This window comes from Streptomyces sp. NPDC020192 (assembly GCF_044388685.1).
Lineage (GTDB): Bacteria > Actinomycetota > Actinomycetes > Streptomycetales > Streptomycetaceae > Streptomyces.
On record NZ_JBIRXG010000017.1, the window covers coordinates 159570 to 180094 of the forward strand.

Here is a 20525-nt window from a genome sequence, read left to right on the forward strand (position 1 = left end):
CCCGGGGAGTACGAGTGATCACCTCGCCCGGCTGACGCCCCGCCGCGCCGGCGGCGTCTAGCGTGGCGGACATGGAAGAGCAGCGCGCCCCCGGGCAGTGGTGGCGGTACGGGCCTCCGTGGTCGCGGTACGGGCCCCCGTGGCGCGGCGGCCCGGACGAGGCCGAGCCGCAGCACGGCAACCGCCGGCCCTGGCGCTCCACCGCGCTGCTCACCGCGTTCGTGCTGATCGGCAGCAACTTCGCCGCGCACGACCAGCCGCACCGCGTGCCACTCGACCCCTACGCGCGCGTGCTGCTGCTCATCACCTCGCTCCTGCTGCTGTGGCGGCACCGCTACCCGGTGCCCGTGGCGTTCGGCACGGCGACGCTGACCCTCGGCTATCTGGCCGCGGGCTATCCCTACGGGCCGGTCTTCCTGGTCGTCGCCGTCGCCTGCTACAGCGCGGTCGTCGCCGGGCACCGGCGGGCCGCCTGGGCGTCCATGGGGCTGCTGTGGACCGGGCACGCCCTGGTTGCGCTCTGGCTCTACCGCTGGCTGCCGCCCGCCGGGGACACGAGGGCGGGCCTCACCCAGGAGATCGTCATCGCGACCTGGGTACTGGCGATCGTCGCCCTGTCCGAACTGGCCCGCGTGCGCCGCGAACAGTGGGCGCGCGAGCGCGCGGACCGTGCCCAGGCGGCCAGGCGGCGCGCGGACGAGGAACGGCTGCGGATCGCCCGTGAACTGCACGACGTCCTCGCGCACAGCATCTCCGTCATCAACGTCCAGGCGGGCATGGGGCTCGCGCTGCTCGACAGCGACCCCGAGCAGGCGCGGGCCGCGCTCACCACCATCAAGGCCGCCAGCAAGGAGGCCCTCGGCGAGGTGCGCCAGGTGCTCGACACCCTGCGCGCGTCCGGCGCCGCCCCGCGCACCCCCGCCCCGGGCCTCGACCGGCTGCCGGAGCTGGTGGAACAGGCCGCGGCGGCCGGGCTGACCGTCGAGGTCGAGGGGGAGCAGCCCCCGCTGCCGCCGGGCGCCGACCTGGCCGCCTTCCGCATCGTGCAGGAGGCCCTGACCAACGTCGTACGGCACTCCGGATCGCGGCACGCGCGCGTGGTGTTCGCGCACGACGGCGACGCGCTGCGGCTGCGCATCGACGACGACGGACCCGCCACCGGCGCCGACGCCGGGGGCAGTGGGAACGGGCTGGCCGGGATGCGGGAGCGGGCGGCCGCACTGGGTGGCACGATCGAGGCGGGCCCGCGCCCCGACGGCGGCTTCCGGGTGCTCGCCGTACTGCCGTCGCGTCTCAAGGAGGACCAGTGATCCGGGTACTGCTCGCCGACGACCAGTCCCTCGTGCGGGCCGGTTTCCGAGCGTTGCTGGACGCGCAGCCGGACATCGAGGTGGCCGGCGAGGCGGCCGACGGCGAGGAGGCGCTGCGTCTGGTGCGCGAACTGGCCCCGGACGTCGTCCTGATGGACATCCGCATGCCCCTGCTCGACGGCCTCGCCGCGACCCGGCGCATCACCGGGGACGCGGCGCTGCAGGACGTGAGAGTGGTCATGCTCACCACCTTCGAACTGGACGAGTACGTCTTCGAGGCGATCCGGTCCGGCGCCTCCGGCTTCCTGGTGAAGGACACCGAACCGGACGAACTGGTGCGCGCCGTACGGGCGGTGGTCGAGGGCGCCGCGCTGCTCTCGCCGGGCGTCACGCGCCGCCTCATCGCCGAGTTCGCGGCCCGCTCCAAGGAGCCCGCCGCGGCCGACGCCCTCGCCCGGCTCACCGAGCGGGAGCGGGAGGTCATGGCGCTGGTCGGCATCGGCCTGTCCAACGAGGAGATCGCCCGCCGCCTGGTGGTCAGCCCGCTCACGGCCAAGACCCATGTGAGCCGCACGATGGTGAAACTGGGCGCCCGCGACCGCGCCCAACTCGTCGTGCTGGCCTACGAGTCGGGACTGGTACGACCGGGCTGGCTGGGCTGAGCCGCCGGCCTGAAACGGACGTGCGCCCGGCGGAGGCAACTCCCGCCGGGCGCACGCCTGGAGGCATTTCCCCCTAGTCACGGACCGCCACGCGCTCCGCTTCCGCCTCCTTCACGGTGGACTTGGCGACCACGACGGACGGCCGGCTACGACGGCTGCGCAGGCCCGGGAGAGTGATCAGCAGGCCGGCCAGGGCGATGCCCGTCACGACGAGGAAGCCGGGGCGGTAGCTGTCGAGGACGGCCTGCGGGGTGGCGTGTGCGGGGGCACCCGCGGTGACCACGGCCGTCACCACCGCCAGGAACAGCGCGCCTCCCACCTGCACCGAGGTGTTGAGCAGACCGGAGACCATGCCCTGCTCGTGGTCCTCGACCCCGTTGGTGGCCTGGATGTTGAGCGAGGGGAAGACCAGCGCGCAGGCCGCGCCGATCAGCAGCATGGACGGCAGGATCACGGCCGCGTAGACCGGGTCCAGGTCGACGCGCAGGAACAGCGCGTACCCGAGGACCATGAAGGCGAAGCCGAGCGCGATCAGCCGCGGCGTGCCGAACCGGTCGACGATCGCGCCGACCTTCGTGGAGGACACCGCCACCAGCGCGCCCGCCGGTAGGAAGGCGAGCGCCGTGTGCAGTGCCGACCAGCCGAGCAGGGACTGCATGTAGAGCGTCGTCAGGAACTGGAAGCCGACGTAACTGCCGAAGAACGCGATCGCGCCGAGCTGGGCACGGACCTGGCTGCCCGAGCGCAGCACGCCCAGCCGGATCAGCGGGCTCGGCGAGCGCCGCTCGACCAGTACGAACGCGGTCAGCAGCACCGCGACGGCGAGGAACGACAGCAGCGTACGGGCCGAGGCCCAGTCGGCCTCGGGCGCCTGGACGACCGTGTACACCAGCAGCAGCATCGAGGCGGTGCCGAGGACGGCGCCCGGGATGTCGTAGCCGTCGTGGTTCTCCTCGCGGGCGCTGCGCGGCAGCAGCCTGAGGCCCGCGGCCAGCGCGAGCAGGGCGATCGGCGCGGGCAGCAGCATGGTGAAGCGCCAGCTGGCCTCGGTGAGCAGGCCGGAGAGCACCAGGCCCATGGAGAAGCCGGTGGCGGCGCAGGTGGTGTAGATGGACAGGGCCCGGTTGCGCAGCGGGCCCTCCGGGAACGTCGTGGTGATGATCGACAGCCCGGCCGGCGCCGTGAACGCCGCACTCAGGCCCTTGATGAAGCGGCTCGCGATGAGCAGCGGACCGGAGTCCACGAGTCCGCCGAGCAGCGAGGCGAGCGCGAAGACGCCGAGCGCCACGAGGAACACCTGGCGCCGGCCGAGCAGATCGGCGGTGCGTCCGCCGAGCAGGAGCAGGCCTCCGTAACCCAGGATGTAGCCGCTGACGATCCATTGCAGCGTCGACGTGGACAGATGCAGGTCCGAGCCGATGGACGGCAGCGCGACGCCGACCATCGACACGTCCAGGGCGTCGAGGAACATCGCCGCGCAGAGCACCAGCAGGGTGCCCCACAGCCGGGGAGTCCAGCGGACCGTCGGGGACGGGACCGCGGAGGGGGTGAGCGGAGAGGTCATGCCGACGAGAGTACATGCATATGCATTCGATGCAAACGCATTTAATTACGGTGCAACAATCCTTGATCTCTGCTACGGTGCGCTCATGGCGGCGAAGAAGCCCGAGCAGGCGCTCGTGGAGCAGTGGCGGGACATCCTGGCGCTGCACGCCCGCACCCAGTGCGAGCTGGACCGGGCGCTGCACGGACACGGCCTGTGTGCCAGCGACTTCGAGGTGCTCGACCTGCTGGCCGAGGGGACGGCGGCCGACTGCGGCGCCGCCTACCGTGTGCAGGAGATCTCCGAGCGGGTCCATCTCAGCCAGAGCGCGCTGTCCCGGCTGATCGGCCGCCTGGAGAAGGACGGCCTCGTCGACCGCGTCATGTGCGCCGAGGACCGGCGCGGGGTGAAGGTGGTGCTGACGGCCAGGGGGCGCGCGCTGCACGGCGAGGTACGGCCGGTGCAGCGCGCGGTGCTGGCCCGGATGCTGGCCGAGGCCGACTGACCGGGCGTCTTGCAGAGCTTGACTGGGCGTCAGATTCCGCCCTTCTCCCGCCACAGGTCGGCCAGCGAGCGATCGCCGGTCACGTTCGGCAGTGGGCCGCGGTTCCACAGTGCCAGGTACAACTCCTCGGTGGGGCCCGACAGTTCGGCATCGGCCTCGCCGTCCGCGTCCCGGACGGTCACCGGCGGCTCGGCCGACAGTCGTACGGTCCACACCGCGTCCGTCCCCGCGTCCAGCGCGCGCACCCGCACCACACGCGGCTCCTCGGTGCGCAGCCGGCTCCGGGAGCGGGCGTGGAATCCGCGCAGCAGCTCGTCGATGCCGTCCACCGCGAAGTCGGGCGTGAAGTCCGGCGCGAGCGGGGACGCCGTACCACCACGTGCCGCCTCCGCGTCGTAGCGGTGGACGGTTGTCTCGTGCGCCTGCCGGCGGGTCCAGAACGCCAGCGGTGAGGGGTTGATCTCCGGAAGGAAGGTGAAGCACTCGAGGTCGGCGGGTGCGGCGGCCAGGGTGTCGACCAGCAGGCGGTGGCTGTCCCGGTACCAGTCCACCAGCTCGGCGCCGTCCAGGTCCGGCGGATCGCCGAAGGGGCGCCGCTCGGTGTCCCGGTCGGCGACGGTGCCGGCGGCCCAGCGGTGCACCGCGCCGGTGTGCCGCAGCAGGTCGCGCACCTGCCACTCCGGGCAGGTGGGCACCTTGGCGTCGGTCCCCGCGGCGTCGGCGGCGGCCGCGAGCAGCCGGCCCTCACGGTCCAGGATCTGAAGGAAGTCGGCAGTCTCCATGGGGGTGAGTCTGCCGGATGGAGTGCGATCGAAGGCCGGCATTTCCGAGTCAGCGGCCCATGGTCCGCCGTGTCGTGACCCCGATGGCCGCGGCGACGGCGGCCAGCGCGGCCACGCTGGTGAGCGCGGCCGGCAGGGAGAACCACTCGGCCATGAACCCGATCGAGGGCGGCCCGAGGAGCATGCCGCCGTAGCCCAGTGTGGAGGCGACGGCGACGCCGGACGGGCCGGTCAACGCGCCGGCCCGCTCCACGGCGACCGGGAAGAGGTTGGCGAGCCCGAGCCCGGTGACGGCGAAGCCGATCAGTGCCGCCCACACGGAGGGCGCGAGGGAGCCGAGCAGCATGCCCGCCGCCGCGACGGTGCCGCCGGCGATCACGGTCCGCGCGCGGCCGAGGCGCTCCAGGAGCGTCGTCCCGGTCGCCCGGCCGACGGTCATGGCCAGCGCGAAACACGAGTACCCGGCCGCCGCCACCCCCGACGAGGCCGCGAGGTCCTGCTGGAGGTGGAGCGCACCCCAGTCGGCCATGGCTCCCTCGCCGTAGGCGGTGCACAGCGCGACCAGCCCGAAGACGAGGACCAGCCCGCGCCGCCCGGTCCGCCGCGTGCCGTCACGCTCCGGCTCCGCGCGCCGCGCCGCGCGCGGCTCCGGCGGCCGTTGCCGCAGCAGGGTGCGCCCGGCGACGGTGGTGACGAGCAGCCCGACGACCGTGAGGGCGAGGAGATGCCGGGTCGGGGAGAGCGCACCCGCGACCAGACCGCCGAGACCGGCGCCGATCATGCCGCCGAGGCTGAACGCGGCATGGAAGGTCGGCATGACGGGCCGCCGCAACGCGGCCACCAGATCGACGGCGGCGCTGTTGAAGGCCACGTTGATCCCGCCGTAGGCGGCGCCGAAGACCAGCAGTACGGCGCCCAGTGCGGGCGCGGAGTGGGTGAGCGGGGGCAGGGCGACGCTGAGCGAGAGCAGGACGGCACACACCACGGTGACCGGATGGCTGCCGTAGCGCCGGCACAGCCGCCCGGTGAGGGTCATCGTGATCACGGCACCGGCGGAGACACCGAGAAGCGCCAGCCCGAGACCGGCGGCGGAGGCGTTGGTCTGCTCCTTGATGGCGGGGATCCGCACGACCCACCCGGCGAAGATGAAACCGTCCAGGGCGAAGAAGGCGGTGAGGGCGATACGGAGCCGGGTGAGGTCGTTACTGCTGGCCGGCACGACACTGTGCGATCGGGTTTTGTTTATTTGCGGCACAAACTCAGGTTAGGGGCGGGCCGACGGGAGGGGCAAGGGCACGCTCCTGGGCAGCGGCTTCGGTCCGCGGCTCGGGTCGCCTCCGCTTCCGGGCGACCGGCACCTCATGTCCGCGGAGTCAACGATGTGCCCTTGACCCGCGCCGACTTGTCCGCTCTCGCCTCGGCCACCATGTCAACACGGCGCGGTTCACGTCCCGTTCGGGGTGGTTGGGACGTTTCTGTGCGCGGCCCCCGGACGGATACAGGTCGGTTAATGCTTGCTCACGAGCTGGTTGCCGAGGGGTGAGCGGTCCATGATGGGCCCATGACGTTGGCCTCGCGCGCGCTCGCGCAACTGGCGACCTGGCCCGACCTGGGCCAGGCGGTCCCGAGCTGCGGCCTGGGGCAGGCGGTGAGTTCGGTCCAGGGCGAGATCGCCCACTTCCACTCGGACCGGGATGTCGATCTACGGCTGACCGACCGGGCTATCCGGCACTTCGCCAAGGACCTGAGGGGCTCGGGTGCGATCAGGATCGTGCCCGGCTCGCAGTGGGTGACCCTGCGCCTCGATGCCGCCAGCGACGTCGACCTGCTGCTGACCCTGGTGAGCGTGGCGCTCCAGGCCCAGCAGACCTGGCCCGACCCGGTCGACCGACCGCCGGCCGGCTGCAACGACCAGCGGGGCGCGGGCTTTGTGAAGGTCGACCTCGGGCGCATCTGAGCCGACGAGCGCTGGCGCGCGGGTTCTGTGCCGGACCGGCGTGGTACGTGGGTTCTGTGCGGGGTCCCTGCGGCGCGTGGGTCATGTGTCACGCCGGTGTTGCGCGCGGCTCCTCCCGTGCACCCCGGCCGGGCGCGCGGGACCTGTGCACGCCCGACACCACCGGGCCGGGCCGGACCTCACGCCGTCAGGACCCGGACGCCCGCCTCCTCGAACCGGCGTACCGTCTCCGGCGCCACCGCCGAGTCCGTCACGAGGGTGTTCACCAGCTCCGTCCCGCAGATCCGGGCGAACGCCCGCTGGCCCAGCTTGCTGGAGTCGGCGGCGACCACCACGCGCTCGGCGCGCTCGCACAGCAGCCGGTTGATCGCGGCCTCCGCCTCGTCGTGCGCCGCCGCACCGTGCACGACGTCGAGGGCGACGACGCCGAGCACCGCCACGTCCAGCGTGATCTGTCCGAGCACCCCGTCCGCGAGCGGGCCGATGAGCTCGTACGACTGCGGGCGTGCGACCCCGCCCGTCACCACGATCTTGAACTGGGGCCGTACGGCAAGCTCGTTGGCGATGTTGAGCGCGTTGGTGACGATCGTCAACGCTGGTGAACCGCTGGACAGATCGCCGCGCACGGCCAGGGCCCGCGCCACCTCCGTGGTGGTCGTACCGCCGGTCAGCCCCACCGCCTCGCCCGGCGCCAGCAGGTCGGCCACGGCCTTGGCGATGCGCTGCTTCTCGGAGGCGCGGCGGGCCGTCTTGTAGCGCAGCGGAAGCTCGTACGACACCCCGTGCACCACCGCTCCGCCCCGGGTGCGCACCAGCATCTGCTGCTCGGCGAGCTGGTCGAAGTCCCGGCGGATCGTCGCCGCCGACACCGCCAGTTCGGCCGCGGCCTCCTCGACCTCCAGCCGGCCGCGCTCCACGAGCAGTTCCAGCAGCGCCTTCCAGCGGGCGTCCCGGGACATCCGCAGCCTCCGTTCTCCTTGTTCCCGGTGACCCTAGCGCACGGTTCTCTGAGCGTGGATGCTTGATTGTGCTTGAAATCTCGCTATATCTTGCAGGAACAATCAGCCAGAGAGGGTGTGGGCCATGACCCATGTCGAGGACGAGCTGAACAGTCAGCCGGAGTGCTGGACGCGGGCCGCCGAGGGGGCGGAGCGGTACAAGGCCGCGCTGCCGGAGCCCGGGGAGCGGGTCGCGGTCGTGGGCTGCGGGACCTCGTACTTCATGGCGCAGGCGGTGGCCGGCCTGCGGGAGGGTGCCGGGCAGGGCGAGACGGACGCGTTCGCCGCCTCCGAGTTCCCGTACGGGCGGTCGTACGACCGGGTCGTGGCCCTCACCCGCTCCGGTACGACCACCGAAGTGCTGGAACTGCTGGGCAGGTTGAGGGGACGGACCCGTACCACAGCCGTCACCGCCGATCCGGCCACGCCCGTCATGTCCGCCGCCGACGACCTCGTCGTCCTGGACTTCGCCGACGAACGCTCTGTCGTGCAGACCCGGTTCGCGACCACCGCCGTCACCCTCCTGCGCGCCCACCTCGGCCTGCACGGCGACTCCGTCGTCGCCGACGCGCGTACGGCCCTTGCCACTCCTCTTCCCCAACAGCTCGTCGCCTGCACCCAGTTCACGTTCCTGGGGTGCGGCTGGACCGTCGGACTCGCGAACGAGGCCGGGCTGAAGATGCGCGAGGCCTCGCTGTCCTGGACCGAGGCCTACCCGGCGATGGAGTACCGGCACGGCCCGATCAGCATCACCACCGAGGGCACGGCCACCTGGATGCTCGGGCAGGCGCCCGAGGGTCTTGCCCAACAGGTCGGTGCCACGGGCGGGTTGTGGATCGAGGGCGGACTCGACCCCCTCGCGGAACTCGTCCGCGTCCAGCGGCTCGCGACCGCCGTCGCCGCCGCACGCGGCCTCGACCCCGACCGGCCACGCCACCTCACCCGCTCGGTGATCCTCGCCCCCTGAGTTCCGGTGCCTCTCGGCCACCCTGGCCGACCCCGGCCAGCCCTGGCCAGGCCAATCCCGTTCAATCTTCGGTAACTCCTGGCCGGCCCCGGTCCGTACCGGCCAGTCTTCGGCCGCCCCCGGCCGACCCCAGTCACACCCTGCCGATCCTGGCCACCCCCAGCCACGCCGGCCGACCCCTGCCGCCTTCGGTCCCCGAGGCCCGGCCGCCCCGCCCACCCGCCCGACACCTCTGCCGACCCCCTGGCCACCCTCCGGCCACAGCCCGGCCGCCTCTGGCCGCCCTTCGCCCGCTCCTCGCTATCCCCGTGCCGACCCCTGGCCACCCTCCGGCAACCACTGGCTACCCAGCTCGGCCACCACTCGACCACCTTCGGCCGACCCCGGCCACCACTCGACTACCTCCGGCCGACCCTGGCCACCCTCCGACCACCCCGACCACCCACCCAGCGGACCTGGCCGACCAGGCCCACCCCGGTCCGCGTCCCGGAAGGACACCCACGTGCCCCTCGCGTCCACCGGCGAGCTGGTCACCGCCGCCTCCGCGGCCCGAGCCGCCGTCGCAGCCTTCAACATCATCACTCTGGAACACATCGAGGCCGTCATCGCCGGTGCCGAGACGGCCGGCGCGCCCGTCGTCCTCCAGGTCAGCGAGAACGCAGTGAAGTTCCGCTACGGACGGCTGCTGCCGCTCGCCCGCGCGGCCGTCGCCGCCGCCGAACGGGCCACCGTACCCGTCGCGTTGCACCTGGACCATGTGCAGAGCGACGACCTGCTGCGCCAGGCACCGGGCGCCGGGTTCAGCTCGGTGATGTACGACGCGGCCCGCCTGCCCTACGCCGACAACCTCTACGCCACCCGGGCCGCCGCCGACTGGGCGCACGCCCAAGGGCTGTGGATCGAGGCAGAGTTGGGACAGATCGGCGGCAAGGACGGCAGACCCCCGCTGGACGCCCACGCGCCCGGCGCGCGCACCGACCCCGACCAGGCCCGTGACTTCGTGGCCCGTACCGGCGTCGACGCCCTGGCCGTCGCCATCGGCAGCGTGCACGCGATGACCACCCGCACCGCCAGTCTCGACCACGCTCTGCTCAAGCGGCTGTCCGCCGGGCTCACCGTGCCGCTCGTCCTGCACGGCTCCTCCGGTGTACCGGACGACGGGCTGGTCGACGCGGTCGCGGGCGGTATCGCCAAGGTCAACGTCGGCACGGCGCTCAACGCGGCCATGACCGGAGCGATCCGGGAGTTCCTCGCCGCGAACCCCGAGGCCGTCGACTCCCGCACGTACCTCAGCGTGGGCAGGGAGGCCATGACCCAGGAGGTGCGCCGGATCATCGGCGTCCTGGCCCCCGGAGCCCTCAGTCCTTCTTGACCGCCCTCAGCACCACGAACTTCGGGTCGGAGGCCACCAGTTCGCTGTTCCCGAACAGCCGCCTCAGCGTCACGTGATACCCCAGATGCCGGTTGCCGATCACCCACAGCTCACCGCCCGGCCGCAGCGCACGCTTCGCGCCGGTGAACATGCGCCATGCCGTCGCGTCGGTCGTCGCCTGGTGGGAGTGGAACGGCGGGTTGTTCAGCACGAGGTCCACACTGCCCGGCGCCACCCCGGCCAGCCCGTCGCCGACCCGGAACTCCGCGTGCCCGGGCACCCCGTTGGCCTTGTACGTCGCCTCCGCCGAGGCCACCGCCTGGAACGACTCGTCCACGAACAGCACCTCGGCCGACGGATCGGCCAGCGCCACCGCCGTACCGACGACACCGTTGCCGCAGCCGAGGTCCACCACGCGGCCCGCGCCCGGGCCGGGCAGGTGCCGGAGGAAGAAACGCGTGCCGATGTCGAGCCGGTCGGCGCAGAAGACGCCCGCGTGGTTGACCACCGTGCGCCCGGAGGCCGGCCCGATGTCCTCCGGCAGGGCATAGCTGTACGGCCACGGGTTCGCGGGCCGTTTCAGGGCCGGGTCCGGGGTGCAGAAGATCAGCCGGGCCTTCTGCCGCGCCAGCGAGGTCCGGGTCGGTCCGAGGATCCGCTCGAACAGCTGGAGTGTGGAGGTGTGGATCTCCTTCACCATGCCGGTGCCGACGACGACCGTGCCCGCGTGCACGGCGGGCGCCAGCCGCAGCAGCTGGTCCTCGAGCAGCGCCAGGCTCTTCGGCACCCGCACCAGCAGCACGTCCACGCGCTCCGGCGGCGGATCCTGGGTGGTGAGCAGCTGGACGGCACCGGGCCCGACCCCGGCCCGGGCCAGGTTCACCCGGGTCGCCTCCTGGCTCAGGAAGGAGTCGGTGATCTGCGTCGGGTGGTGCGCGGCGAGCGCCGTGGCCAGCGCGCCCCAGCGGTCCCCGACCACCACGACCGCGCCGGTGAGCGGCACCCCCTCCTCGGCCAGATGACGCAGCAGGTACGCGTCGGAGGCGTCCCAGGCACGCAGCCGGTCGCGGGGATCCTCGGGGAAACGGGTCAGCTCGACCTCGCCCCACGGTGTCGTCATACGGTCGCTCATCGTGCGTCCAGGCTAGCGGAGCCGCAGATCAGGGGTGGTGCGGCAGCATGGGGGTATGGAGGACGAGCTGTTTCCCCGGGGGCGCGCGAAGGTCGCACCGGGCGCCGTGCACGCCCCGGACTGGCTGGACCGCGCACGGCAGCGCGAGCTGCTCGCCGCCTGCCGGGACTGGGCGCGGCCCCCGGCCGGACTGCGCACGGTCCGCACCCCGGGCGGCGGCACGATGACCGCCCGGCAGGTCTGCCTGGGTTGGCACTGGTACCCGTACGCCTACGCCCGTACGGTCGTCGACGGCGACGGAGCGCCGGTCAAGGCGTTCCCGGCCTGGCTCGGCGAGCTGGGCCGCCGCGCGGTGGCCGACACGCTCGGCCCGGACGCGGTCCCGGCGGCGCCGTACGACATCGCGCTGATCAACTTCTACGACGGCGACGCCCGCATGGGCATGCACCGCGACGCCGACGAGCGCGCGGACGCGCCGGTGGTCTCGCTCAGCCTCGGCGACACCTGCGTCTTCCGCTTCGGCAACACCGGGACGCGCACCGGGCCGTACACCGACGTGGAGCTGCACAGCGGCGATCTGTTCGTCTTCGGCGGGCCGTCCCGGCTCGCCTACCACGGGGTGCCGCGCGTGCGTCCCGGTACGGCACCGCCCTGGCTGGGCCTCGCCGGACGGCTGAACATCACCCTGCGGGTGAGCGGGCTGTAGCGGGCGGCGGCAACCGGGATTACGGATCATGGGAGACTCGCCCTCATGAGCGGCAAGGCGGACCCCCGGACGGCGGGGGAGAGAACGACCCCGAGGGCGCGGCTGGACCGGGGGCGCGGTGCGCTCGGACCCGCGCTGGAGCTCGTGCACACCGGCCGGGCGCCGACCCGCGCCGTGCTCACCGCCGAACTCGGGGTCACCCGGGCGACGGCGGGCGCGGTGGCCGCCGAACTGGAGGCGCTCGGGCTGATCCGGGTCGACGCCCGGCCCGGCGCGGCGGCCGGCTCCCAGGGGCGCCCCTCGCACCGGCTGGAGGTCGCCGAGGACGGGCCGGTGGCGCTGGCGGCCCAGGTCCACGCCGACGGGTTCCGGGCCGCGCTGGTCGGCCTCGGCGGGCGGATCGTGGCGACCGCGCCCGGCTGCGAGACCGTCGACGCCGACCCGGCGAAGGTGCTCGGCTCGGTGGTGGCGGCGGGTGCCGGACTGCTGCGCACGACCGGCCGCCGCTGCGTCGGCGCCGGGCTCGCCGTACCGTCCGCCGTCGCCGAACCCGACGGACTGGCCCTCAACCCCCTCCACCTGGCCTGGCCGGTGGGCGCCCCCGTCCGGCAGATCTTCGCGGAGTGCGTGCGGGCGGCGGGCATCACCGGCCCGGCCTTCGCCGGCAACGACGTCAACCTCGCCGCCCTCGCCGAACACCGGCACGGTGCCGGCCGGGGCGCCCGGGACCTGCTGTGCGTGGCCACCGGGCACCGGGGCGTCGGCGGCGCCCTGGTCCTCGACGGCCGTCTGCACACCGGCAGTTCGGGCCTCGCCCTGGAGGTCGGTCACCTCACCGTCAACCCCGAGGGCCGCCCCTGCCACTGCGGCAGCCGGGGCTGTCTGGACGTCGAGGCGGACCCGCTGGCGCTGCTCGTCGAGGCGGGCCGCGATCCGGGCCCCGAGGTGTCGCTGCTCCAGCAGGCCAACGACCTGCTGCGCACGCAGTACGACGACCCGGCCGTCCGTACGGCCGCCGAGGCCCTGATCGACCGCCTGGGCCTCGGACTCGCCGGCCTGGTCAACATCCTCAACCCCGACCGCATCATCCTCGGCGGCCTGCACCGCAGCCTGCTGGACGCCGATCCCGGCCGGCTGCGCGCGGTCGTGGCCGACCGCAGTCTGTGGGGCCAGAGCGGCGGCGTTCCGATCCTGCCCTGCACGCTGGACCACAACAGCCTCGTCGGCGCGGCCGAACTGGCCTGGCAGCCGGTCCTGGACGATCCGCTGGCGGCGCTGCGGTGACCGGTCCGGCGGTGGACATCCTGCCCGCCGGGCGCATCCGCCTGGTCGAGACCGCCCTGCCGGAACTGCCGGAGCCGCAGCGCTCGGCGATGGACCGGGTGTGGGCGCAGGCGGTACGGGCGAACCCGGCTCTCTTCGACGGCCCGGTGGCCGCCCTCACCGGGCTGGAGCGGGACGGAGCGGACGGCCTGGTGCTGTTCTGGGCGCGGGCCGGTTATCGGCACCACGCCCTGAGGCATGTGCCCGGCGCGACCGCGCTCGCGTCCCTGTTCGTGTCCGTGGTGCAGCCGAGCGACGACGGCCGTCTGATGGTGGGCCGGATGGCTCCCTGGACGGCGGCCCCCGGCCGCTGGCAGCTGCCCGGCGGAACCATCGAACCTCCGGACGGGGACGGCGAGTTGGACTTCGCCGCGTTGCGCGCCCACGCGGCCCGCGAACTGACCGAGGAGACCGGGTCCACCACCCCGGCCGACGCCCTGACACCATGGCTGACCACCCGGGGCGGGCACGGCAGCGTCGGCGTCATGTTCACCGCCCCGCCGCGCCCCGCACGGGAGTTGTACGACGATTTCGCGGAGCTGGTGCGCTCGGAGACCGCCCGTGGCGACCAACCCGAGTTCGATCGCGTCGAGTTGATCGGCTCACCGTCGGACCTGGACGGGCTCGCCGGCCCGCACGCCGACTATCTGCGCCCGGTCGTACACCGTCACGCCGGTGCCTGAGCCGTCAGGCTCCACAGCGCCGCCACCAGCGGCAGACGCAGATCAGCCCGGCGCACGCACAGCCCGATCGGGAACCGCGCCGGCGCCGGATCGCCCCGAAGGGGACAACTACTTCCAGTCGACCGCCAAGGCCTGCCCCGGATGCTCGGTGAGGATCCGGTCCATCAGATCTGTGCCCAACTCCACCTCGAGTCGCGGCCGAGCCCTGCGCAGCAGATACGGCATACCGGGCCCGCCGTCGACCGAGCGCGCACCGGAGACGACCGTGTCGCCGCCGAGCAGCAGCCGGTCGCCGAAGCCGGCCTCGGCCAGGGCCCGTACCGCCTCCGGCATGCGCCAGTCGGTGGCGTGATGGGCGCGGGACGGTCCGTCGAAGGCCAGCCAGCAGCCCGACCCGGCGGCCTCCCGCTGCACCACCGGGTCGGGGGAGCGGTTCAGGTGGCCGAGGATCACCCGGTCACCGGGGACGTCCAACTCGCCGCACAGCAGGTCGAGTACGTCCAGCGCGCCGGTGCCCAGCTCCAGGTGCACGGCGATGGGCGCACCGGTGGCGTGGTGCGCCTCGGCCGCCGCCGTCATCGTCCAGCGGGTGTGCGCGTCGAGCGCGTGGAAGCCGCCCGCCACCTTGATCAGCCCGGCCCGCACCCCGGTCGTACCGATGCCGTCGGTCAGCTCGGACACGAACAGCTCGGCGAGACCGGCGCCACGCAGCTCGTCGAGCAACTCGGGGTCGTAGTGGGCGGCTTGGTGCAGGCCAGTGGCGCAGACCAGCCGGACACCGGTGGCGCGGGACAGCTCCGGCAGGTCCGCCGCCCGCCTCCCCATGCCGTACGGCGTCCACTGCACGACGGCCGCTCCGCCCGCCGCCCGGAACGCGGTCAGCTCGGCCCGGGCCGCGCCCACGTCGTCCAGCTCCTGGCCGGGGAATTTCGGACTGCGCAGGAAGAGATGGTCGTGCGCGTCGCACACGCCCAGCTCCTCGGGCGGGAGGTCGCCGAGGACCGTGCGGACGTGGCTCACCACTGCCGCCCGCGCGGGAGCCGGTCCCGGCCGGGCGCGGACAGGTGCAGTACCTGGAAGATGTCCCCGTCGGCGTTGGGCGTGTCGTGCTCCCAGAGGGAGAAGTGCACCAGTTCCCACGCGCGCGTGTCCACGACGGCCGCCGCCAGCACCGCGCCGTCCTCCGCCGCCAGCCGCGCGGTCTCGGCCGCCGCCTCCTCCGTGAACGTCGCCAACTCCACGCCTTCCGGGACCGGTTGGCGTCGCTGTACGGCGAACGCGGGGGCGGACCCGCCCGCGGTGCCTTCCTCGAACGCCAGCCCCGTCCACTGCCGTATCACCGGCCGCCCGAAGTCGTTGACGGTCCGCTGGAAGGCGCCCTCTCCCCACAGGAACGTGTTCATGCCCTCCACGGTGTTCCAGAGGTAGAACGGCCCGTACTGGTTCACCGGCGAGCCGTGCACCCCGCGTTCGCGCAGGATGTACGTCTTGACGCCGAGGCCGTCCCAGTCGTCCAGCAGATGTGCGACGCGGGCGACACGGGAGCGGATGATCCCCATGTCGTAGTCCGCGGGCAGGGTGAACTCGTACTGCATGGCGTGCATGTCGCGATTCCCTTCGCAGGTCTCAGGCGGGGTAGTCGGCCACGTGGTCGTGCCACTCGGTCGTCGTGCCGTCCTCGGCGGCCTCCACGACCGCGAGGTGGGTCATGAAGGTGCGCGGCCCGGCGCCGTGCCAGTGCTGTTCGCCCGGCTCGATCCACACCGTGTCGCCCGCGCGGATCTCCTCCACCGGGCCGCCCTCGCGCTGCACCAGCCCCTCGCCCTCCTGGACGTGCAGCACCTGCCCGTGCGGATGCCGGTGCCAGGCGGTGTGGGCGCCGGGCGCGAAGTGCACGTTGAACACGCGCAGCCGGGACGGCGCGTCCGGCGCGGCTGTCTCGTCCAGCCAGACCGTGCCGGTGAAGTGCTCGGCCGGGCCCTGCACGCTGTCGGGCCGCCGTCGGGTGATACGCACGAAGTCACTGCTCCTGTCCGGGAGTTCGGGGTGCTCGGGGTGCGAGAAGGGAGAGCAGGCCGCGTACGCCCGCGTCGAAGGCGGCGGGGGAGCCCGAGGCGCGGGCGAGGACGTAGCCGCCCTGGACGGTCGCGAGGACGGCCGCGCCGATCTCCTCGCCGTCCAGCGAAGGCGCGAACTGCCCCTCCTGCTTGCCCTCTTCGACGATCTCCGCGATCCGCCACCGGATCCACGCGATCGTCTCGTCCACCGGCGCGCGCAGCTCGTCACTGGCGATCACGTCCGGGTCCATCGTCAGCCGGCCGATCGGGCAGCCGCGCAGCACATCACGCTCGCGCAGCAGATACGCCTCGATGCGCTCGTACGGCGTGCCCGGGCCGGCGAGGACGCGCTCCGCGGTGGCGCGCAGCTCCTCGGCGGAGCGCCTGATCGCTGCCAGGGCGAGGTCCGGCTTGCCCTTGAAGTGGTGGTACATGCTGCCCTGGCCCGCGCCCGCGCGCTCCAGGATCGCCTTGGGGCTCGTGCCCACGTAACCGCGCTCCCACAGCAGCTCGCGGGTGGACTCGATCAGTCGTTCCGGGGTGCTCATGCGCCCATTGTACATACTAGTAGTTACAGAACACAACCGTTCTCCATCGACATCCCCGGGGAGCAGTTCGCCGCCCCCGTCGTACTCCCCGGGAGGTACGCGCACGGCCGCCGGGCGCACGACGACCCGGACCCCCTGCCGGAGGGAGTCTCGAGGCATCCCCGAAGAGCGCGGCGAAGACCCGAAGACCACAAGGAGATGACCGAGATGCAGACCCTGGCGAGCTGGCACGGCGGGCCCGGCCCGTGGATCCTGTTCTTCCCGCTGATCTGGGCGGCCGTCGTGATCGGCGCCGTCACGTTCCTGCGCCGCACCGTCTGGCGCGGCCGCGGCGGGCCCTGGCGGGGCATGGACGGCGGCCGCCCGGCCGGTGACGCGCCGCTCGCCGTCCTCGGCCGGCGCTTCGCCTCCGGCGAGATCGACGAGGACGAGTACTGGCGCCGCCTGTCCGTCCTGGAGGAGCAGTTCGGCCGTACGGGCAAGGGCGGTGCGGCATGACCACGACCGCACTGCGGGCCGCGGCGAGCGTGGTGGACGGAGTGAAGGTGTACGGCGGTGGTGACACCGCCGTACGCGCCCTCGACGGCGTCGACGTGGACTTTCCCGCCGGACGCTTCACGGCGATCATGGGCCCCTCGGGCTCCGGCAAGTCCACCCTCATGCACTGCGCGGCCGGCCTCGACACACTCACCTCCGGCACCGTCTACATCGGCGACACCGAACTCGGCGCACTGGACGACCGCCGCCTGACCCTGCTGCGCCGCGACCGGATCGGCTTCGTCTTCCAGGCGTTCAACCTGGTGCCGACCCTGACCGTCGCCGAGAACATCACCCTGCCGCTGGACCTGGCCGGCCGGCGCGGCGACACGGAGTGGATCGACGCGCTCGTGGACGTCGTCGGCCTGCGCGACCGGCTGCACCACCGGCCCGCGGAACTCTCCGGCGGCCAGCAGCAACGCGTCGCCGTGGCCCGGGCATTCGCCGGCCGGCCCGACGTCGTCTTCGCCGACGAGCCGACCGGCAACCTCGACTCCCGCTCCGGCGCGGAGGTCCTCGGCCTGCTCGGCCGCGCCGTACGGGAGATGGACCGCACGGTCGTCATGGTCACGCACGACCCCGTGGCCGCCGCCCACGCGGACGAGGTGCTCTTCCTCGCCGACGGACGCCTGGTCGACCGGATGCAGTCGCCCACCGCCGACCGGGTCCTCGACCGCATGAAGGCCTTCGAGGTACGGACATGAACGCATCGCTCCGGCTCAGCCTCACCTCCCTGCGCGCGCACCGGCGCCGGTTCGCCGGCACCTTCCTCGCCGTGTTCCTCGGCGTCGCGTTCCTCGCCGGCACCCTCGTCATGGGCGACACGCTCAGAGCGAGCTTCGGCTCCATGTTCGGCGAAGCCACCAGCGGCACGGACGCCGTCGTACGCGGCGCCGACGCCATCACCGCCCCCGGCGAGGCCCAGGGGGTACGGCGGCCCGTCGAGACCTCGCTGGTCAAGACCCTCGAGCGGGTGCCGGGCGTGGCCGCAGCGGCCCCGAGCATCCAGGGCCGCGGCCAGCTCGTGGGCGCCGACGGCAAGCCCATCGGCGGTCAGGGACCGCCCACCCTCGCCGGGAACTGGATCATCGACCCGAAGCTCAACCCCTACCGGCTCGCCGAGGGCCGCCTCCCCGCCCGCTCCGGAGAGGTCGTGGTGAACCGGGGCGCCGCGAAGAAGGGCGGCCTGAAGATCGGTGACACCACGGTCCTGCGCACCCCCGATCCGGTGCGCGTGACCGTCGTGGGCCTCGCCACCTTCGGCGGCCAGGACGGCATGGCACAGGTGACGTTCACCGGTATGACCCAGGCCGACGCCGAGCGCCACCTCACCGCACGGCCCGGACAGGCCGCGGCCATCGACGTACGGGCCGCGTCCGGTGTGAGCCAGGCGGACCTCGTACGACGTCTGACTCCCGTGCTACCCAAGGGAGTCGAGGCCATCACCGGTCAGCAGTCGGCGCGCGAGAGCACCGACATGATCTCCGGCCAGTTCCTGACCCTCTTCACCACCTTCCTGCTCGTGTTCTCCGGTGTCGCCCTGCTCGTCGCCACCTTCTCCATCCACAACACGTTCGCCATCGTGGTCGCCCAACGCACTCGTGAGAACGCCCTGTTGCGAGCCCTGGGTGCCGCCCGCCGGCAGGTGACCGGCATCGCCCTCGCCGAGGCCCTCGCCGTCGCGCTCACCGCCTCGCTCACCGGACTCGCCGGCGGCATCGGGATCGCCGCCGGGCTCCAGGCGTTGTTCCCGGCGATCGGATTCCCGTTCCCCGACGGCGCGTTGGTGATCAATGCCCTGTCGATGGTCCTGCCGTTCGCCGTGGGGATCGTGGTCTGCCTGGCCTCCGCGCTGCTGCCGGCCCTGCGCGCCGGACGCACCGCGCCGCTGGCCGCCCTGCGCGAGACGGCCGTCGACAGCTCGGGCGCCTCCCGGCCGCGCGCTCTCACCGGTACCGCCCTCGGCGTGCTCGCGCTCGCCGCGACCCTCGGCGGGGTGCTCGTCACCCCGTCCGTCTGGGTGGCGGGACTCGGCGCACTGCTCGCCCTGGCCGCGTTCGTCGTCCTCGGCCCGGTCGCCGCGACCACCGTCGTACGCCTCCTCGGCGGACCGCTGGACCGGCTGCGCGGGGTCACGGGCGCACTCGCCCGGCGCAACGCCCTGCGCAGCCCGAAGCGGACGGCCGCCACCGCGAGCGCGCTGATGATCGGCGTGGCCGTCGTGTCCCTGTTCACCGTCTTCGGCGCCTCGCTGAAGGCCACCATGGACCGGACGGTGTCGCGCTCCTTCGCCGGTGACGTCGCCGTCAGCAGCCCGTCCTTCGGCGCGGGCGGCAGCGGACTGAGCCCCCGGCTCGCCCCGGCGATCCAGCGGCTGCCCCAGGTGGACACCGCCGTCGGACTCGGCCGCGGGGTCGCCGAAGTCGACGGCAGGGGAAGGGCGTTGACCGTCACCGATCCGGTCGCGCTCGCCCGCACCTTCGACCTCGGCACGGTCACCGGCTCCCTGTGCGGCCTCGGCGCCGACGGCATCGCGATCACCCGGACGGAGGCCGACCGGCGGCATCTGCGCACCGGCGACACCGCCCGCCTGACGTTCACCGACGGAAAGAGCGCGAACGTCACCGTCCGCGCCGTGTACGGCCGGTCCGAACTCGCCGGCGACTACGTCATCACCCGTGCCGCCTGGGCCCCCCACCGCACCCAGGACTCCGACACCCTGATCGCCGTCACCTTCAGGCACGGGGTGAGCACCGACGCGGGCAAGGCGGCGGTACGGCAGGTCGCCGCGCGGTACGGCAACCCACAGGTGCAGACCCGCGACGAGTACGCGCAGTCCTCGGCGGGCGGCATCGACATGATGCTCACCCTCGTCTACGCTCTGCTCGCCCTCGCGGTGGTCATCGCCCTGCTCGGCATCGCCAACACACTCACCCTCGCGGTGCACGAACGCACCCGGGAACTGGGGCTGTTGCGAGCCGTCGGCCAGACCCGGGCCCAACTGCGGGCCATGGTCCGCTGGGAGTCGGTCCTCGTCGCCGCGTTCGGCACGGCCGGCGGACTCGGCCTCGGCGCCTTCCTCGGCTGGGTCCTGGTCAAGGCCTCCGACGGCACGAGCGACACCACGTTCGCCTTCGCCCTGCCACCCACGCGACTGGCGGTGGTAGCTCTCGTCGGCCTGGTCGCCGGCGCCCTCGCGGGCCTGCGCCCGGCCCGGAGGGCGGCCCGCTTGGATGTGCTGCGGGCCATCGCGACGGAGTGAACGACGGCGGGTTCGGCGGGAGCCTTGCGCAGCTACGGTGCGAAGCAGGTGCGGCCGGCCGCAGCTCCCCAGGGGCGCGGGGAACTGCGTGACCAGCCACAATGGACCCGCACTCGCGGACGGTCCCACCCGGCCCGGCGGGTGGGCGCGGCGGCACCCGGCAGACGCGGCCGAGCCCCCG

21 protein-coding genes are annotated in these 20525 nt (G+C 73.3%); 12 read left to right on the plus strand and 9 right to left on the minus strand.

The window, feature by feature from the left end; all coding sequences use genetic code 11:
- Nucleotides 1–71 precede the first annotated feature (71 nt).
- A complete protein-coding gene (locus tag ACH47Z_RS29935; protein WP_399079094.1) occupies nt 72–1310 on the plus strand; it encodes a sensor histidine kinase in 1239 nt (412 codons plus the stop codon).
- Entirely contained in the window at nt 1307–1972 is a 666-nt protein-coding gene (locus ACH47Z_RS29940; RefSeq protein ID WP_399079096.1) for a response regulator, read from the plus strand. Before ACH47Z_RS29935 ends, ACH47Z_RS29940 begins: the two co-directional genes overlap by 4 nt.
- Before the next feature lie 73 nt (nt 1973–2045).
- Here ACH47Z_RS29940 and ACH47Z_RS29945 read toward each other — a convergent pair whose 3' ends face one another.
- Nucleotides 2046–3536 carry an MFS transporter gene (locus tag ACH47Z_RS29945; RefSeq protein WP_399079098.1) on the minus strand — a complete coding sequence of 497 codons (1491 nt, stop codon included), beginning with the start codon at nt 3534–3536 and terminating at the stop codon, nt 2046–2048.
- Between the two features lie 85 nt (nt 3537–3621).
- On the opposite strand from ACH47Z_RS29945, the gene ACH47Z_RS29950 reads away from it, so the two are divergent.
- On the plus strand, nt 3622–4020 hold the full coding sequence (locus tag ACH47Z_RS29950) for a MarR family winged helix-turn-helix transcriptional regulator (protein ID WP_399079100.1): 399 nt from the start codon (nt 3622–3624) through the stop codon (nt 4018–4020).
- Nucleotides 4021–4049: 29 nt separating this feature from the next.
- Here the strand turns inward: ACH47Z_RS29950 and ACH47Z_RS29955 are convergent, their stop codons facing one another.
- Together ACH47Z_RS29955 and ACH47Z_RS29960 are read right to left on the minus strand one after the other, a co-directional pair.
- Nucleotides 4050–4802, minus strand: coding sequence for a maleylpyruvate isomerase family mycothiol-dependent enzyme (locus tag ACH47Z_RS29955; RefSeq protein WP_399079102.1), 753 nt, complete (start codon nt 4800–4802; stop codon nt 4050–4052).
- 49 nt (nt 4803–4851) lie between these two features.
- Nucleotides 4852–6021, minus strand: a complete 1170-nt coding sequence (locus ACH47Z_RS29960) for an MFS transporter (RefSeq protein WP_399079104.1) — start codon at nt 6019–6021, stop codon at nt 4852–4854.
- A 342-nt stretch (nt 6022–6363) separates the two neighbouring features.
- Between ACH47Z_RS29960 and ACH47Z_RS29965 the strand changes: the two genes are divergently transcribed.
- A complete protein-coding gene (locus ACH47Z_RS29965) occupies nt 6364–6759 on the plus strand; it encodes a luciferase family protein (protein WP_399079106.1) in 396 nt (131 codons plus the stop codon).
- A gap of 179 nt (nt 6760–6938) precedes the next feature.
- Here the strand turns inward: ACH47Z_RS29965 and ACH47Z_RS29970 are convergent, their stop codons facing one another.
- On the minus strand, nt 6939–7718 hold the full coding sequence (locus tag ACH47Z_RS29970; RefSeq protein WP_399079108.1) for a DeoR/GlpR family DNA-binding transcription regulator: 780 nt from the start codon (nt 7716–7718) through the stop codon (nt 6939–6941).
- Between the two features lie 124 nt (nt 7719–7842).
- On the opposite strand from ACH47Z_RS29970, the gene ACH47Z_RS29975 reads away from it, so the two are divergent.
- Nucleotides 7843–8724 carry an SIS domain-containing protein gene (locus ACH47Z_RS29975; protein ID WP_399079110.1) on the plus strand — a complete coding sequence of 294 codons (882 nt, stop codon included), beginning with the start codon at nt 7843–7845 and terminating at the stop codon, nt 8722–8724.
- 502 nt (nt 8725–9226) lie between these two features.
- A complete protein-coding gene (locus ACH47Z_RS29980; protein WP_399079112.1) occupies nt 9227–10096 on the plus strand; it encodes a class II fructose-bisphosphate aldolase in 870 nt (289 codons plus the stop codon).
- Here the strand turns inward: ACH47Z_RS29980 and ACH47Z_RS29985 are convergent.
- Nucleotides 10083–11216, minus strand: coding sequence for a methyltransferase (locus ACH47Z_RS29985; RefSeq protein ID WP_399079230.1), 1134 nt, complete (start codon nt 11214–11216; stop codon nt 10083–10085). The genes ACH47Z_RS29980 and ACH47Z_RS29985 overlap by 14 nt on opposite strands.
- Nucleotides 11217–11283: 67 nt before the next feature.
- Between ACH47Z_RS29985 and ACH47Z_RS29990 the strand changes: the two genes are divergently transcribed.
- From ACH47Z_RS29990 to ACH47Z_RS30000, 3 genes are read left to right on the plus strand one after another with little or no spacing between them, the layout of a single operon-like run.
- Nucleotides 11284–11934 carry an alpha-ketoglutarate-dependent dioxygenase AlkB family protein gene (locus ACH47Z_RS29990; RefSeq protein WP_399079115.1) on the plus strand — a complete coding sequence of 217 codons (651 nt, stop codon included), beginning with the start codon at nt 11284–11286 and terminating at the stop codon, nt 11932–11934.
- A 45-nt stretch (nt 11935–11979) separates the two neighbouring features.
- Nucleotides 11980–13218 (plus strand): ROK family protein, encoded by a 1239-nt coding sequence (locus ACH47Z_RS29995; protein WP_399079117.1) that lies wholly within the window; start codon nt 11980–11982, stop codon nt 13216–13218.
- On the plus strand, nt 13215–13940 hold the full coding sequence (locus ACH47Z_RS30000) for an NUDIX hydrolase (RefSeq protein ID WP_399079119.1): 726 nt from the start codon (nt 13215–13217) through the stop codon (nt 13938–13940). The genes ACH47Z_RS29995 and ACH47Z_RS30000 overlap by 4 nt, the downstream gene beginning before the upstream one ends.
- A gap of 108 nt (nt 13941–14048) precedes the next feature.
- Here the strand turns inward: ACH47Z_RS30000 and ACH47Z_RS30005 are convergent, their stop codons facing one another.
- From ACH47Z_RS30005 to ACH47Z_RS30020, 4 genes are read right to left on the minus strand one after another with little or no spacing between them, the layout of a single operon-like run.
- The gene (locus tag ACH47Z_RS30005) at nt 14049–14960 is read right to left on the minus strand and encodes a phosphotriesterase (protein WP_399079122.1); all 912 of its coding nucleotides are present in this window, start codon (nt 14958–14960) and stop codon (nt 14049–14051) included.
- Entirely contained in the window at nt 14957–15544 is a 588-nt protein-coding gene (locus ACH47Z_RS30010; protein ID WP_399079124.1) for a DUF4865 family protein, read from the minus strand. Before ACH47Z_RS30010 ends, ACH47Z_RS30005 begins: the two co-directional genes overlap by 4 nt.
- A 22-nt stretch (nt 15545–15566) precedes the next feature.
- Nucleotides 15567–15956, minus strand: coding sequence for a cupin domain-containing protein (locus ACH47Z_RS30015; protein ID WP_399079126.1), 390 nt, complete (start codon nt 15954–15956; stop codon nt 15567–15569).
- Nucleotides 15957–15960: 4 nt separating this feature from the next.
- Nucleotides 15961–16560: a TetR/AcrR family transcriptional regulator gene (locus ACH47Z_RS30020; protein ID WP_399079128.1), complete on the minus strand. Its 600-nt coding sequence runs from the start codon at nt 16558–16560 to the stop codon at nt 15961–15963.
- A 192-nt stretch (nt 16561–16752) separates the two neighbouring features.
- On the opposite strand from ACH47Z_RS30020, the gene ACH47Z_RS30025 reads away from it, so the two are divergent.
- From ACH47Z_RS30025 to ACH47Z_RS30035, 3 genes are read left to right on the plus strand one after another with little or no spacing between them, the layout of a single operon-like run.
- Nucleotides 16753–17043 carry an SHOCT domain-containing protein gene (locus ACH47Z_RS30025; protein ID WP_399079232.1) on the plus strand — a complete coding sequence of 97 codons (291 nt, stop codon included), beginning with the start codon at nt 16753–16755 and terminating at the stop codon, nt 17041–17043.
- Nucleotides 17040–17786, plus strand: coding sequence for an ABC transporter ATP-binding protein (locus ACH47Z_RS30030; protein WP_399079130.1), 747 nt, complete (start codon nt 17040–17042; stop codon nt 17784–17786). Before ACH47Z_RS30025 ends, ACH47Z_RS30030 begins: the two co-directional genes overlap by 4 nt.
- A complete protein-coding gene (locus ACH47Z_RS30035) occupies nt 17783–20344 on the plus strand; it encodes an ABC transporter permease (RefSeq protein WP_399079132.1) in 2562 nt (853 codons plus the stop codon). Before ACH47Z_RS30030 ends, ACH47Z_RS30035 begins: the two co-directional genes overlap by 4 nt.
- Nucleotides 20345–20525 lie beyond the last annotated feature (181 nt).